This is a genomic window from Alistipes finegoldii DSM 17242, assembly GCF_000265365.1.
GTDB classification, from domain to species: Bacteria; Bacteroidota; Bacteroidia; order Bacteroidales; family Rikenellaceae; genus Alistipes; species Alistipes finegoldii.
Genome location: NC_018011.1, coordinates 451,310 through 466,588, shown reverse-complemented (window position 1 = coordinate 466,588; position 15,279 = coordinate 451,310). Strand labels below are relative to the sequence as shown.

Here is a 15,279-nt window from a genome sequence, read left to right as displayed (position 1 = left end):
GCCGCCTGTCTGAGCGGAGGTTTATCCTCCGCAAAGATAGGAAAAACCCGCCATATGACGAATTTTTTGACTATCTTTGCGTTTACCCGCGTTTTCGGATGCCTGCGCATTTTCCGAAAACAGCCTTTGCGGAGTTTGCCGCCGCCGGCTGCAATACACTATATTTTAGAAAAAATATTGGTTTGTCCGCGAAAATCGCTATCTTTGCGAGCCGATTTCGGAAATAAGACAATAACAATATAGAAAGCATTCATTATGAAGATCGTAAGAGAACAACGCGAAGAGAACAATTCGCTGCTCAAGGTAACGGTGGGCGAAGAGGATTACGGCCAAGCCGTCGAGAAAGAGTTGCGCGAATACAGGCGCAAGGCCAATATTCCCGGTTTCCGCCCCGGCATGGTGCCCATGGGTCTCGTCAAGAAGATGTACGGCAAGGGCGTGCTGGCCGAGCAGGCTTACCGCACCGCCTCGAACTCGGTGTTCGAGTATCTCCAGAAGGAGAACATCGACTACTTGGGCGACGTGATTCCTTCGGAAGAGCAGGGCGATTTCGATTTCGAGAACGGCAAGGAGTTCGAATTCGTGTTCGAAATCGGCGAGGCTCCTGAGATAAAACTCGAACTTTCGGACAAGGATAAGCTGACCTACAGCAAGATCAAGGTGGACAAGAAGATGCACGACGACTACCGCGCCAACTACCTGCGTCAGTACGGCCGTCTGGTCGATGCCGACGAGGTGACTTCGGACGAGGCGCTGTCGGTCACGCTCGACAACGGCGAGATGAACGTGGCGGACGCTTACGTGGGCCTGATCTCGATGTCGGAGGAGGAGCGCAAGCCTTTCATCGGCAAGAAGGTGGGCTTCAAGACCGAAGTCAATGTCAACGAACTCTACAAGAACCCGTCGCAGCGCGCCGCCGTGCTGCAGGTCAAGGAGAACGAGCTGGAGGGCATCAAACCCGAATTTACGCTCGAAATCACCAAGATCCGCAAGTTCGCCGAACCTGAGCTGAACGAGGAGTTCTTCAAGACGGCATTCCCCGGCGGCGAAGTGAAGGACGAGGCCGGACTTGACAAGTTCATCGACGCGCGCATCGAGCCGGAGCTGCGCCGCGAAAGCGACTACCTCTTCACGCTCCAGCTGCGCGACTATCTGGTGCAGAAAGCCGGTCTGAAGATGCCCGAAGCGTTCCTCAAACGCTGGCTGTATACGATCAACGAAGGCAAATTCTCGATGGAGGACATCGACAAGGACTTCGACCAGTTCCTGAAGATGTTCACGTGGAACTACCTGCAGAAGCACTTCATCAAGCAGGACAATATCACGGTGACCAAGGACGAGGCGCTCGCGGAAGCCAAGGCGCTGGCCGCCGCGCAGTTCGCGCAGTACGGCATGCCGTCGGCTCCCGAAGATATGCTGGCCGGCTATGCCGAGAAGATTCTCGCCGACAAGGATCAGGGACAGAAGATCTACGAGAAGCTGTACGAAGTGAAGGTCGTGGAGGATGTGAAGTCGAAGATCAAGGTGACGGAAAAAGCCGTATCTGCCGACGATTTCGCCAAATTGGCCAAGGCGCTTTAGTATTTGCCGAAAAAAGATTATCTTTGGACTTTGCAGGCGTGATGTTTGCAAAGTCCTTTTGTTTGACGATATACAGCTTTAAACGCCGTTTCGGCGACAGTCCGCCGCCCGCAGCTCCCGCCCGGAGCCGGCCGTGGGCCGCGAATAAGAGATGCCGGGCTGCCGGCCGGCGGTAAAAACGATAGCGACAAACGATAACGAACGATAACAATTACGATAATTTATTATGTCAGAATTTGAAAAATACGCACGGAAACACTGCGGGATCAGTTCGCTGAAACTGCACGATTTCCAGTCGGTCAGCGGCGCCTACGTGTCGCCTACGATCATCGAAGAGCGTCAGCTGAATATCGCCACGATGGACGTCTTCTCGCGGCTGATGATGGACCGCATCATCTTCCTCGGCGCGCCGATCTACGACGACGCGGCCAATATCATTCAGGCGCAGCTGCTGTTCCTCGAATCGGTCGATCCCGAAAAGGACATTCAGATCTATATCAACTCGCCCGGCGGTTCGGTTTCGGCCGGACTGGGCATTTATGACACGATGCAGCTGGTCAATTCCGACGTGGCGACCATCTGCACGGGACTGGCCGCTTCGATGGGCGCCGTGCTGCTCACGGCGGGCGCCAAGGGCAAGCGTTCTGCGCTTCCCCATTCGCGGGTGATGATCCACCAGCCGCTGGGCGGTGCGCAGGGACAGGCCTCGGACATCGAAATCACGGCACGCGAGATCATGAAGACCAAACGCGAGCTGTACGAGATTCTCTCGGCCCATTCGGGCGTCGCGCTCAAGAAGATCGAGAAGGACGCCGACCGCGACTACTGGCTCTCGGCGCGCGAAGCCAAGGAGTACGGGCTGATCGACGAAGTATTATCCAAACGCGGGAAATAATGGCATCGGGAAAAGGCAACAACCATAAGAACGGGGCGGGCGGCGACTGCTGCTCGTTCTGCGGCGCCAAGCGCAGCGACGTGGAGATCATGTTTCAGGGCATCGACGGCGCCAACATCTGCAACAAATGTATCGAGAACGGCTACCGGATCATCGTCGAGAACGACGTGGCTTCGGAGCGCGGCGGCAGCGCCGCCGCTGCGCCGCTCAAGATGGAGGAGCTGCTCAAGCCGGCCCAGATCAAGGATTTCCTCGACCAGTATGTCATCGGTCAGGACGACGCCAAGCGTTATATGGCCGTGGCCGTTTACAACCACTACAAGCGGCTGCTCTACGCCCCCAAGGAGGACGAGGTAGAGATCGACAAGTCGAATATCGTGCTGGTGGGACCCACGGGTACGGGCAAGACGCTGATGGCCCGCACGATCGCCAAACTGCTGAAGGTGCCCTTCACCATCGTGGACGCCACGGTGCTGACCGAGGCGGGCTACGTGGGCGAGGATGTCGAGAGCATCCTTTCGCGGCTGCTGCAGGTCGCCGACTACAACGTCGAGCAGGCCGAACGGGGCATCGTCTTCATCGACGAGATTGACAAGATCGCCCGCAAGGGCGACAACCCTTCGATCACGCGCGACGTTTCGGGCGAAGGCGTGCAGCAGGCCCTGCTGAAGATTCTCGAAGGAACCGTGGTCAACGTGCCCCCTCAGGGCGGGCGCAAGCACCCCGAACAGAAATTCATTCAGGTCGATACGCGCAACATCCTCTTCATCTGCGGCGGCGCGTTCGACGGCGTGGAGAAGAAGATCGCCCAGCGTCTGAACACCCGCGCCATGGGGTACGGACGGCTCCGCGCCGACCGCATCGACCGCAACAACCTGATGCAGTACATCACGCCGCAGGACCTCAAGTCGTTCGGACTGATTCCGGAGCTGGTGGGGCGTCTTCCGGTGCTGACCTACATGCAGCCCCTCTCGCGCGAAGCCTTGCGGTCGATTCTCACCGAACCGAAAAACGCCATCGTCAAGCAGTACAAGCGGCTTTTCGAGCTGGACAACGTCAAGCTTACGTTCGACGACGCGGTGCTGGATTACATCGTGGACAAGGCCGTCGAGTTCAAACTCGGCGCCCGCGGCCTGCGTTCGATCTGCGAGGCGATCATGATGGACACGATGTTCGACCTGCCCTCGACCGACACGCGGAAATTCGTCGTGACGTTGCCATATGCAAAGAAAAAGATAGAAAAAGCAAATATTTTAGAGCTTAAACAAGTTGGGTAGTATCTTTTTTATTACTTTTGTGGCAGAAGATACGCTGATTAATACAAAGACTTTAAAACTTTAAATACTCATGTCATCTACCAATTCCAAACTAACGCGTGTAGCGGACAATATCCGCATTTTGTCGGCCGCCATGGTCGAAAAAGCCAAATCGGGACACCCCGGCGGCTCTATGGGCGGCGCCGACTTCATGACGGTGCTCTATACCGAATTTCTGCGGTACGATCCGGACAATACGTCTTACCCCTACCGTGATCGTTTCTTCCTCGATCCGGGCCACATGTCTCCGATGCTCTATTCTACGCTTTCTCTTGCCGGGTACTATACGACCGAAGACCTTCAGTCTCTGCGTCAGTGGGGCAGCGTGACGCCGGGTCACCCGGAAGCAGACTTCGCGCGCGGTGTCGAGAACACTTCCGGCCCTCTCGGACAGGGTCATGCCATGGCGCTGGGCGCCGCCATCGCGGAACGGTTCATGGCTGCCCGCTTCGGCGAGTGGATGGCGCACAAGACCTACGCCTACATCTCGGACGGCGCCGTGGAGGAGGAGATTTCGCAGGGCGTGGGCCGTATCGCCGGCCATCTGGGCCTGAGCAACTTCATCATGTACTACGACTCGAACAACATCCAGCTTTCTACGAAGGTGGATGAGGTTATGACCGAGAACGTGGCCATGAAGTACGAGGCGTGGGGGTGGAACGTGCTGTCAGTGGACGGACATAACATCAACGAAATCCGCGAGGCGCTCGTTGCCGCGAACTCCGAGACGGAGCGTCCTACGCTCATCATCGGCCGCACGGTCATGGGCAAGGGCGCCAAAGGCCCCGCCGGCGAGAGCTTCGAGGACAAGGTTTCGACCCACGGGCAGCCGCTTACGGCCGCCGGTGCCGACTTCGCCGCTACGGTGAAGAATTTGGGCGGGGATCCGAACGATCCGTTCGCCGTTTTCTCCGAGAGTCGCGAAGCGTTCTCCGAGCGCCGCGAAGCGTTGCGCGCATGGGCCTCGCGTCAGGCCGAGGTCGAGAAGACGTGGCGCGCCGAACACGGCGATCTAGCCCGCAAACTGGATATGTTCCTTTCGGGACGCCTGCCCGAAATCGACTACAAGTCGATCGAGGTGAAGGCCGGCGTGGCGACGCGCGCGGCATCGGCTGCGGTGCTGGGCGTCTTCGCCGAGACGATCGAGAACATGATCGTGGCTTCTGCGGACCTTTCGAACTCGGACAAGACGGACGGCTTCCTCAAGAAGACCAAGGCCTTCACGAAGGGCGACTTCAGCGGCAAATTCTTTCAGGCTGGAGTCTCGGAACTGACGATGGCCTGCGTGGCCAACGGCATGGCGCTGCACGGGGGTGTGATTCCTGCGTGCGGCACGTTCTTCGTCTTCTCGGACTACATGAAACCGGCAGTGCGTCTTTCGGCGCTGATGCGCCTGCACGTGATCTATATCTGGACGCACGACTCGTTCCGCGTTGGTGAGGACGGTCCTACGCACCAGCCGATCGAGCATGAAGCCCAGATCCGCCTGATGGAACACCTCCGAAACCACCACGACGAACGTTCGATGGTCGTGCTGCGCCCGGCCGACGGCGATGAAACCGTCATGGCGTGGAAGCTGGCCGTCGAGGAGCAGCGGCCCGTTGCGCTGGTGCTGTCGCGTCAGAACATCAAGAGCCTTCCGGCGCTGGGCGCCAGCCGCCGCGAGGAGGCCGCACAGGTCGCCAAGGGCGGTTATGTGGTGCTTGACTCGGCCAAGCCCGAAGTTGTGATGGTCGCCACCGGCTCGGAGGTCTCGACGCTCGTTGAGGGCGCCGAACTGCTTGCCGCCGAGGGTATCGCCGTTCGGGTGGTGAACGTGCCGAGCGAGGGCCTTTTCCGCGACCAGCCCCGTTCGTATCAGGAGAGCGTGCTTCCGGTGGGCGTCGTGCGCTACGGCCTGACATCGGGACTTCCTGTGAACCTGATGGGTCTTGTGGGCGAGAAAGGTATGATCCACGGTCTGGATCACTTCGGCTATTCGGCTCCCTATACGGTTCTCGACGAGAAATTCGGTTACAACGGCAAGACCGTAGCCGAAGAGGTTAAGAAGCTGCTCGGAAAGTAGTCGGGACGTTTGGACTCTTCGGCAACGGATTCTTCCGGCCGAAGAGGTCAAGAAGCTGCTCTGAAAATAACGATACCCGATAATGGATAAAATCCCCGAAGTGTCGCTTCGGGGATTTTTTTGTCGGATGAGTTGCGTTGTATTATTATTTTAGATTTTTCTCGGTTTGACTTAACCGATTGAGAAATAAACTTTTAGCGAATTATTTGAGAAATAGAGGTAACGATTTAGCAACTGTGCGAATTTCAGCGTTTTACATTGCTATGCTGTCAAATAACTCTTTCATTTGCAAATATAACATCTTTTTCCGAAAGTACGAACTTTCGGTGACAATTTTATAAAATCGACTTGCGAAAAAAGAAAATTATCGTGAATGGTCTAACTCTATATACCAGCCTTCCTTGACGGGCTTGTATAGCGTAGTGTCATTGTATGTCCTGCGGTAAATTTCGTTCAGGTCGCCGTGTTCGGTGATACGGATGTCACGGCGGCTTCTCAATTCGAGATCGTAAACGAAACTCTTGGATGTTCCCGCATCCACGATGCCGTGGGAGTAGTACAGCATAAATAAGCTCACATATACCGAATCTGCCGTTTCCTGCTCCCTGCGGTCAACAAGGACAAGACCGCATCCAATCTCTGACAACAAGGAGTCGAGTTGTATTCGGTCAGATCTTGATAACCCGTGTACCGGCGTGTCCTGCACTTGGTTCGGTTGGTAGGATATTTGTTCTGCCGAATCAAGGATGAGAATATCGCAGGGAGAGAGCGGCGGATAGTGAAAGCTTCCCTCCGAACTCTCCGCCATGATTTTGCGTATCTTGTCGAATGCCGCCTCGTGCGTGGCGAAGTGGCGTATCATTTCCTCGTCCGTCGGCGGCATGGGTGGCTCGCAGCTTACGACCGATGCAAGCGTTAAAAGTAGTATTATGATAACTATCTTCATCTCTGTTTAAGCCCCACCTTCACCATGCCATGTGCAGGTTTGGGTATTGTTATCATAGTTATGTTCTATCCATTGCCCCGATTTCTCGCCGTCAGTGTATTGTCCCTCGATAGTTATATAGGGTTTGCCGTCCCGTGTCGATTCCACACGATAAGAGCCGTCAAGTTTTCCGTTACGGTAGTGGCGTATTATCCTGCTGCGAAGCGTGCTCGCATCCTCGAAGATTTCCCACTCCTCGCCATCTTTTTTCCCGTCGATATAATGAGATTCAAAAATCTGCTCTCCTGTCTTGCTGTCAAAGCGGCGTTCCCGCCCGCTCTCCACACTCTGCTTATATTCCTTTTCGGCTTCTATTTTGCCGTTACGAAAATAGGTCTTTACAGTTCCGTCTATCTTGCCTTGCTGCATGGGTGTTTCCTTTCGGGGAGTAACGCCGTCTTGGTAATACTCCGTGAATGTGCTGTTACGCTTGCCTTTGGCATATATACCCGATTCACGCAGCACCCCATCACGATAGCGGCGATAATCACCGTTTATCATGCCATCGGAAAATTTAACACACTCCTCGTCAAGTCCTCGTATAATGCGATATTTTCCCCGTAACGGCTGTTTTCTGCCTTTTTTATAATAGACCGTGCGCCGTGAGTTATCTGTTATAGTCTGCAAATCGCTCCATTCTACGATTTGTTGTGCGGAAACCGTGCCACACAATAGTAAAAAGATGTATAGTGCCAATATTCTATTCATTGTATTTTTTGTTTTTCAAGGTTGCGGCTAACACGTGGCTCAATCACCACGAAAAGCGATTGAGCCACACGCCATTATCCGCATAAATCGAACTTGTTAGCCTCTTCACTTCTTCAACAAAGCGAAAAATTCCTCGTATCGCTCGAAAGATTCAAAGAATCCTGCATGCAATGTTATTTGTGTATCATCCGTCAAGAAGATTTCCAATTCTCCTTCTTCATCGTCATATTTAAGATGTTTTATATCCGATATTTTAAATATTTTGTCGGTTTTCTCCCCTTTCTTTATTATAGGATAGGTTACACTATCTGCATCGACAACGATTTTTCCTCCGTTCGCCGCCAAAGCACGGGCAAGACGAACCTTGTTCAATGTTATTACCAAGAGAACGAGTCCTCCGATTATAAAAACAATGGCAGTACTCGTAGGGCCAAGTATTCGGGTACTGCCTATTCTTATACCGAATGGATAAACGAGCGGCACGACAACCATACCGACTGATACAGCCAACATTGTAATGTTATCCTTGATAGGAGAGGCTGGAGCATAATTAAACGTTTTCATAATTCAAAAAAAAATGTAGAGTTAATAAATGTTTTTTAATAAAATATCACCATTTTATATAAGTCCAAGGGCTTTTGGTATCTGTCAGTAAATCTTCTGCCAATCCAATCATGTTGGTAGTTCCCATCGACAAAGTACGACCAAGAACATAACTATAAGCATAGTCTTTCCAATTGGTATAAACTTCTTTGGTCATCTCGTAAGCGGCATTGATACACTGCATACATTCTTCTTTTACAATGTACTCTTGCTCAAGGCAAAGTCTGCTGATAAAGTTTAATCTTCCTGCATCCCACGCAAGTACTCCGAGTTTGCCCATTTCTTCTTTGGATGCGACAATTCCAGCTTGTTCAATGTCCGGATATTTTTCCTCCATCGTTTCCAACTTTTCCAAACAGTCATTTCGGAAATCGGTGTGTTCTTTCAATTCTTCATTTTCATTAAGCCACTTCCTGCTTATATTACCCCCTCCTTGAAGAAAAGCCGTATAAGCATAGTGAAACATTGTTTGCGAGGGAGCTTGCGACAACCAATTCAAAGTTTCGATGGCACTATCCCTATCCGTTATACCAAAGTATTCACCTAAAATAACTTTACGAACAGAGGGAGTTACGCCAGTTTCGAATGTGTTCAATACACCTTGTTGTTGATATACATACAGATTGCCAAGACTTATCTTGCGTAAATCCGCTTCTGGCAAATGTGAATTTTCATCCACATTCAAACCATCCTGAAAGAAACTCTGCAATTTTGCAAGTCTTCCCCAAAGAGATGTCATGTCCATAGTACTATGTTTGTCTTTCCAGCTCCTTAAGACCTTTTTATTATTAAACCACGAAGCGTGGAACTGCAATGCCACGTCTTTGTTGAAGGTCGTAGGAAAAACCTAATGAGCAGATGTAGTAATAGCAGCCCACGCTATAGCGTGAGAACCACTATGCCATCCTTGCTCATTTTGAAAATTTCCTACGTTTTCAACAACAAGATAAGCATAACGCTTCTTTCTTTTCTAATATGTCTTGGACGGAGTTTCCCTAATCCAACCACAAAGGTAGTGAAAAGTTGTGATAATCACTTATGTTGCAATAGATTTATTTGCTCGCTGTATAAAATTGGAGCTTTACAGTTTCATACCCCTGCTTTTCCTTTGCTGCTGTATAGGTTGCCGTATGTTCTGCCTTAACTTCTCGAACTGTTCCTTGAACCACTCGGCAATGGGCTTTCGGTTGATGGCAAGAACCAATTTAGTCCCGTCCGTGGGGTCTTTCACGACTTGAACCCCTGCCCTTTCGGTCGTGAATTTCCGTCCGTGTTCCTCCGAGTAGAGTTCGCCTGCATACTCCAACGGCTTGCCACTGACGAGCGTTGCGGTCTGCCTTTCATCGAACCCGACAAGGCGGCACAATTTTTCGATACGGAGCATTTCACGCAGGTAGGGAAACCATGCCGCCGCCTTTGCGATTACCGTTTTCAGAAACGATATTTCCTGCTTGTGCCTCGCTTCCTTGTCCGCTATCTCCTTTTGGTGCTCCTGCCGTATTTCCCGTATCTCTCGGCTGTGGTCTGCTTGCATGGTCTGTATCCTATCTTGCAGGGCTTCGATGGTTTCCTCGTGGTCGGCTACCTCCCTATGCAGGGCGGTGTTCTCCCTTTCCAGCGTCTTGACCTTGTTACTGCCGAAAAGAGAACCGACGCTCTCGGCGATGTTGGCGGCTGCGGTGGTTGCCGCCCCTTTCAGCTTCTCGGTCTGTATCTCTTTTTTCGCCCGTCTTAGTTCCTCCCGTGCCGTTTCTTTCTGCTGTTGCAAATCCACCACTTCCGCTTTGAGGTCGTCGGCGAGTTTCTGTATATCCCGATAATACTGCTGCGTGGACTTGTGGCGAGCCTTCGAGCCGTCTATGCCTCTTTGCAGCCCGTATTTCGCCATCGCTTCGGCATAGGTATCTTGGTAGGACTTCAATTTCAGCCGTGTCATAATATCGTCGGCGCACAGCCTTACGGTGTCGGTCGGCTTCTTGCGGTATCGTTTCTTCGTCTGTTCCTCCCTTTTCCTGCGCTTGCGCTCTCCCTTGACGATGGGAACGAGTGTAATGTGTATGTGTGGCGTCTGCTCGTCCCTGTGCAGGTGAGCCGCCACGATGTTCTCCTTTCCGAACGTGTCGGCGAAGTATTTCAGATTGTCGGCGCACCACTCGTCCAAACGCCCCTCTTCCTCTATCCGCTTCATGTCCTCGTGCGTTCCCGACACGTTGATGCGGATTGCCCGCACTTGGTTGCTTCCGATTTTGCGTGTCAGCCCCGCTTCTTCTAGTCTCTGCTGTATAGCCGCCGAACGGTCTTTCACCCCGTCGGGGTATTCGATGAGCCTGCGGTTCAGGTGCGTGCGTGTGGGGTCGGCGTTCTTCGGTATGATGAAACGCTCGATATGTGCGGTCGTTCCGCTGTCGCTGCCGTGCGCCTTTTCCATGTGTAAAACTACGAAACCCATATATTCTTCCTTTCTTTTTTGGCTTGTGAAACAATGATTTTTTGTATCTTCGGGGCGGCAAATGCCGTCCCCGACGGGGTGTGCAGAGGGGCTTGCCCCTTGCCTTATTGGGGAATTTTCAGCGATACGACAGTATTGCGGCTCGGACAAATTCCCTAGCCTAGTAAACTACGGTATTTTCTCCGCAAATACCCTGCGGCGTGCCGTCCGTCTGCCTTTCTGCGGTGGCTGTCCCTGCCGTCTGCTTACCCATATAACCCCACCTTATTTTTTCCCTTTCGGTCGGTGGGCGGCGGGGCGGTCGTTTCCGTTTTCAAAGGCTCTTTTGCACGGGGCGGTCGGATACAAGGTTTTCCCGATAAATACGCTCGCAGCGAAGCGAGAGGAAGATTTATCGGGAAACGGCGCAGCCGCCTGACCTTTTAGCCGACGTAAAGCCCCGTGCTTGCTTTGCCTTTGTAAACGGAAATGATTGCTCCGCTTTCCTCTGAAAAGAGGAATAGACCCTGCAATATATATCACCATAGTGATAGGTTTGCATGCTGGTATGCTGGTACGTTTGCATGTTGGTATGTTGATATGTTGGTATATCATCATGCTTTCCAACTGCTGTTGGGCTTGCCGTCCGAAACAACCGACACGAATACCGTCGTTTTCTCTTTTCGCCCGTGTATAATCCTCTCTAATAATGCCCTGCGGACTTTCGCCGCCCCGAACGATTCGACACGGAAAGCGAGGGCGGCTATCGTTTCGAGGTTGTAAACCTCGATGTAACTTCTCTCCGGTAAGCGGATAAGGCGTTTTATGCCGTACTCTTTCAAAACTCCGCTTTTGCAGAGAGCTTTTATCCCTGCCCGAACCGTCGGGGCGATAACCCCGAACAGTTCGCAGATTTCCCGCTCGGTCATGGCGGTTGCGCCTATATCGCTCGGCAGGGAGATATTGCCCCGCTCGTCCATCGTGATAATGTTCCTTTCTTCTTTCATCGGTATTCTGCTTTTAATTAGATGGCTCGGCAGATATTCTTCTCCATATCCTCCAACTTGTGCGACAAGGTTTCCATGTCTTGGCTTATCTTTTGGGCGGTGATTTTGGCGTAAATTTGGGTGGTTTTTATGTTCGTGTGCCCCAAAAGGCGGCTCACCGTTTCGATGGGTACGCCGTGCGACAGAAGTACGGTCGTGGCGTTCGTGTGGCGTGCCACATGGTAGGTCAAACGCACCTTGAAGCCGCATTGTCTGCCTATATCTTTGAGTATCTTGTTACAACTGCCGTTACTCGGAACGGGGAAAACGTGACCGTCCCGAGCCAGTCCCTTGTACTTTTCGATGATACGTTTGGGAACGTCCAAAAGACGGATGTTCGATTCGGTGTTGGTCTTCTTTCTTCGGGTGATTATCCACAGGTTGCCGTCGAAGAATGTTTGCAGGCGGTCGGCGGTGAGGTTCTTCACGTCCGAATACGCCAAACCCGTGAAAACAGAAAAGACGAACAAATCCCGTACAAGTTCATGGGTGGCGTTCTTCATCGGTGCGTTCATGAGCGTCTGTATCTCCGTTTGGGTAAGGTAGCCCCTGTCCACGCTTTCGGGAGAGTTGATATATCCGGCAAAGGGATTAAAGGGCAAACGCCCGTCGTTCCTCGCAATGGAAACGATGTGTTTCAACACAATCATGTAGCCCCACACGGTATTGGTGCGGCATTTCTTCTCCGTGCGCAAAAAATACTCGAAGTCGTTGATGAACGTGAGGTTGAGTTCCTTTAACGGGATATCCTCACGCTTGTAGGTATGGGGCAGAAACTCCCGGATATGGTTGCAGACCGTCCGATAACGGGTAAATGTACCCTGCGCCCTGCCGTGCCCGACTTTCTTCTCAAACTCGGCGTTGTGCTGCTCGAACAGTTTCAGCAATGTTTCCTGCTTGACGCCGATACCGAGATAGGCGTCTTTGAGCTTGGCGGCGGTAACATAACCGTCCGTCTGCATCAGTTCTTGGTAGCGGCGGTTCACCTCCACACGGATTTTATCCACCGCAAGGTTGATTCTCTGTGCTTCGACGCTCTTGCCCGAAGCACGGTTGTTCTTCACGTCCCACAAGCGTGGGGGAACGTCCATCTTGCAACTGAACTGTTTAATCTCGCCGTCCACCGTGATACGGCACATCAGAGGCAGGTTGCCGTTGGGCTTCTCGCTGCCTTTCTTCACGTAAAATAATACCTTGAATGTACTACGCATAACTCACTCCTTTTTTTGGTTACAAAATTAGTTATTAGTGAGTTACCGACAGCTATGTAAATCTACGCAAAACGCAGAAACAGAACTATTTAGCGAGAAATCTGCACCCGTTACGGGAGTAACGAGGTGGTAACTGAACTTCTGCACCGTTTGGCTTCGAGGTGGTATTTCGTTGGCTCTGTTCCATAGAAAGACAAAGCGTAACGAACGCTATATCAGCTAATTCGCTACGCTTTGCCCAAATTTACTTTTTCGCTATGGGTTTATTTTATCCTCCGTGCAACTTTTCGGCTCCGGCCGCGTCTAATGGGGAAAACAGTTTCAGCAATGAGCCTACAGCGAACCAAACAGTATGAATTCGAGACCTTCGTCCGGGAACACCGCCGCATCGTCGGCAAAGTCTGTTATCTCTATGCCGTGGACAGCGACGACTTCGACGATCTCTATCAGGAGGTGCTGATTAACCTGTGGCGGGGATTCGACGGATTCGAAGGCCGGGCCAAAGTTTCGTCGTGGGTCTACCGCGTCGCGCTGAACACCTGCATTTCGTACTATCGCCGCAACCGCCGCCATACGGGCCGGCTGCCGTTGACCGACTCGCTGGGCGCAGCCGACGAAGATCCCGAACGCGGCGAGCGGCTGCGGGATCTGTATGCACTGATAAACCGGCTCGATGCGCTCGAAAAGGCGGTCGTGATGCTGTGGCTCGACGAGCTTCCTTACGAGGAGATCGCCGCGATCACGGGGCTTACGCGCAACAACGTGGCTTCGAAGCTCCACCGCATCAAGCTGAAACTGCGTGAACAGGCAAATCATTAAACTCCCCGAATATGGAACTCGACGAACTGAAAACCAAATGGCACGAGCTGGACGGACGTCTGTCGTGTGCGGACACTAAAATAGACCGGCTGACGGCGGAGGTCTCGGCCGGAAAGATCATCTCGGCCAAGCAGCGGCTGGCGCGTACGATACGGCTGGGAATCTTTCTGCTGGCAGTGCTGCCGCTTTGTTTCGCCAATATATCCCGTACGGGCGAGGCGGATCCCGGAACGGCCGTCAAGGCGACGCTGGCGCTCTTTATCTTCGCCATGCTGGCGCGGCAGATCGCGCTGCTGGTGCTGCTGGCGCGGATCGAGCCGGGAGCGGGGACCGTGCGCGAAACCTGCGCCGCCGTACTCCGGTTCCGCACCTGCTTCCTCTGGGGCGTAGGCGCGGGCATCGTGCTGGGTGTGCCGCTGCTGATCTCGCTGGGATTTTACGTGGGAAGCCTGACCTCGCCCTATGTGTTTTACGGATTCGTGGCCGGACTGATCGTCGGACTGCCCCTCAGCGTGCGTATCTTCCTGCGGATGATGGGCGATATCAACGCCCTGCGCGCCGCCCTGCGGGACGTGGAGGAGTGAGTTGAGGTCGATAACCGGCGTACGGATCAAGGCCGCCGCCCGCTAACGAACGATCCCCGGATTCTGCGTGAATCCGGGGATCGTTGTATAAGGTCATATATCGGAGTACTAATTATTGTGTAGTTATATTTTGGATATGACAATATGTAGGTATTGTACTGAAATTCTGCCTGATATATATTTGTAACTGTCAATGCGTGAAATTTCGTATCGAGTATTACCGCTTGAATTGTCTTCATAATATCAGGGCCTATGTGAATTGAAAACTAATTAGGATTGTCCATGCAGCAGCTGTAATGACTTTCTATTTCGCAAGGAGGATTTGCGAATTTTCCGACAAAAAATATCTGCGGTTTTCTGGCAGGTAAAATAAGAAATTAGATAATTAATATGAATGAAAGGAGTAAAAAACGATATGAAATCATATGTATTTATTGCGATGGTGATATGTTCGATTATAATATATCCCTTCGAAGCCAAATCTCAGGATTCGGGCGATTTGCGGATCAAATCCGTTACTCTTGTTGATGGAACGGTGATTTCCGCGCAAAATTATGCAGCAACAGATGCTGCCGCTACCGATGAGTTACAAGTGAAATCAGTGGAGTTTACCGACGGAACGATTATCGAAGCAGATCATTTTGAAATTTTGGATCAGAATATGAAAAAGACAGGAAACGATAATGATAAATCGAATACTGACGGAACCGCCCGATCCGGGAAATTTATAATTAAAATTGATACGGGAAAAGCTACTCCTCAAACAGTTTCCGCATCACGAGCTTGCGAATCAATTGGAGGGAATATCTACTTGGAGTGGGATCGCGTCTATGGAGTTATGCTCCATGCTCCCGGTCTGAATACTTGGGGGAAGATCATAGTTGAGTCTACAAATAGTGCCATTCTTGGCTTTTTTTCATGCGTAGAAAAGGTCGATCCTTGTAACAGCATAACGCTTGAACCGTATTATGGTTAAGTTAAATCTATGTTTGGAAGGGATAGAGGACGGTTATATTTCAGGCGTTACTCTCAATGAAT

14 protein-coding genes are annotated in these 15,279 nt (G+C 52.0%); 7 read left to right on the top strand and 7 right to left on the bottom strand.

The window, feature by feature from the left end:
* Positions 1-255 precede the first annotated feature (255 nt).
* From ALFI_RS02060 to ALFI_RS02045, 4 genes are all read left to right on the top strand, one after another.
* Positions 256-1,581 carry a trigger factor gene (locus ALFI_RS02060; protein WP_009597757.1) on the top strand — a complete coding sequence of 442 codons (1,326 nt, stop codon included), beginning with the start codon at positions 256-258 and terminating at the stop codon, positions 1,579-1,581.
* Between the two features lie 226 nt (positions 1,582-1,807).
* A complete protein-coding gene (clpP, locus tag ALFI_RS02055) occupies positions 1,808-2,476 on the top strand; it encodes an ATP-dependent Clp endopeptidase proteolytic subunit ClpP (RefSeq protein WP_009597808.1) in 669 nt (222 codons plus the stop codon).
* Positions 2,476-3,753, top strand: a complete 1,278-nt coding sequence (gene clpX, locus ALFI_RS02050; protein WP_009597780.1) for an ATP-dependent Clp protease ATP-binding subunit ClpX — start codon at positions 2,476-2,478, stop codon at positions 3,751-3,753. Before clpP ends, clpX begins: the two co-directional genes overlap by 1 nt.
* 70 nt (positions 3,754-3,823) lie before the next feature.
* On the top strand, positions 3,824-5,857 hold the full coding sequence (locus ALFI_RS02045) for a transketolase family protein (RefSeq protein ID WP_014774584.1): 2,034 nt from the start codon (positions 3,824-3,826) through the stop codon (positions 5,855-5,857).
* Positions 5,858-6,221: 364 nt separating this feature from the next.
* On the opposite strand, the gene ALFI_RS02040 is transcribed toward ALFI_RS02045, so the two are convergent.
* The 7 genes from ALFI_RS02040 to ALFI_RS02010 all read right to left on the bottom strand — a co-directional run bounded on the left by ALFI_RS02040 (position 6,222) and on the right by ALFI_RS02010 (position 12,838).
* A complete protein-coding gene (locus tag ALFI_RS02040; protein WP_014774583.1) occupies positions 6,222-6,803 on the bottom strand; it encodes a DUF4948 family protein in 582 nt (193 codons plus the stop codon).
* Between the two features lie 6 nt (positions 6,804-6,809).
* A complete protein-coding gene (locus tag ALFI_RS02035) occupies positions 6,810-7,550 on the bottom strand; it encodes a toxin-antitoxin system YwqK family antitoxin (protein WP_008144979.1) in 741 nt (246 codons plus the stop codon).
* A gap of 105 nt (positions 7,551-7,655) precedes the next feature.
* Positions 7,656-8,114 (bottom strand): hypothetical protein, encoded by a 459-nt coding sequence (locus tag ALFI_RS02030; RefSeq protein ID WP_008765525.1) that lies wholly within the window; start codon positions 8,112-8,114, stop codon positions 7,656-7,658.
* A 46-nt stretch (positions 8,115-8,160) separates the two neighbouring features.
* Positions 8,161-8,898, bottom strand: a complete 738-nt coding sequence (locus ALFI_RS02025) for a DUF1266 domain-containing protein (protein ID WP_014774581.1) — start codon at positions 8,896-8,898, stop codon at positions 8,161-8,163.
* A 336-nt stretch (positions 8,899-9,234) separates the two neighbouring features.
* Complete coding sequence (mobV, locus tag ALFI_RS02020) at positions 9,235-10,602, bottom strand: MobV family relaxase (RefSeq protein WP_014774580.1); 1,368 nt, start codon at positions 10,600-10,602, stop codon at positions 9,235-9,237.
* A 593-nt stretch (positions 10,603-11,195) separates the two neighbouring features.
* The gene (locus ALFI_RS02015; RefSeq protein WP_014774578.1) at positions 11,196-11,588 is read right to left on the bottom strand and encodes a virulence RhuM family protein; all 393 of its coding nucleotides are present in this window, start codon (positions 11,586-11,588) and stop codon (positions 11,196-11,198) included.
* A gap of 17 nt (positions 11,589-11,605) precedes the next feature.
* Positions 11,606-12,838 carry a site-specific integrase gene (locus ALFI_RS02010; protein WP_014774577.1) on the bottom strand — a complete coding sequence of 411 codons (1,233 nt, stop codon included), beginning with the start codon at positions 12,836-12,838 and terminating at the stop codon, positions 11,606-11,608.
* 327 nt (positions 12,839-13,165) lie between these two features.
* Here ALFI_RS02010 and ALFI_RS02005 point away from each other — a divergent pair, with 327 nt between their 5' ends.
* From ALFI_RS02005 to ALFI_RS01995, 3 genes are all read left to right on the top strand, one after another.
* The gene (locus ALFI_RS02005; RefSeq protein ID WP_014774576.1) at positions 13,166-13,657 is read left to right on the top strand and encodes an RNA polymerase sigma factor; all 492 of its coding nucleotides are present in this window, start codon (positions 13,166-13,168) and stop codon (positions 13,655-13,657) included.
* A gap of 11 nt (positions 13,658-13,668) precedes the next feature.
* The gene (locus ALFI_RS02000; RefSeq protein ID WP_014774575.1) at positions 13,669-14,241 is read left to right on the top strand and encodes a hypothetical protein; all 573 of its coding nucleotides are present in this window, start codon (positions 13,669-13,671) and stop codon (positions 14,239-14,241) included.
* 394 nt (positions 14,242-14,635) lie between these two features.
* Positions 14,636-15,217 carry a hypothetical protein gene (locus ALFI_RS01995; protein WP_042493125.1) on the top strand — a complete coding sequence of 194 codons (582 nt, stop codon included), beginning with the start codon at positions 14,636-14,638 and terminating at the stop codon, positions 15,215-15,217.
* Positions 15,218-15,279: the final 62 nt, after the last annotated feature.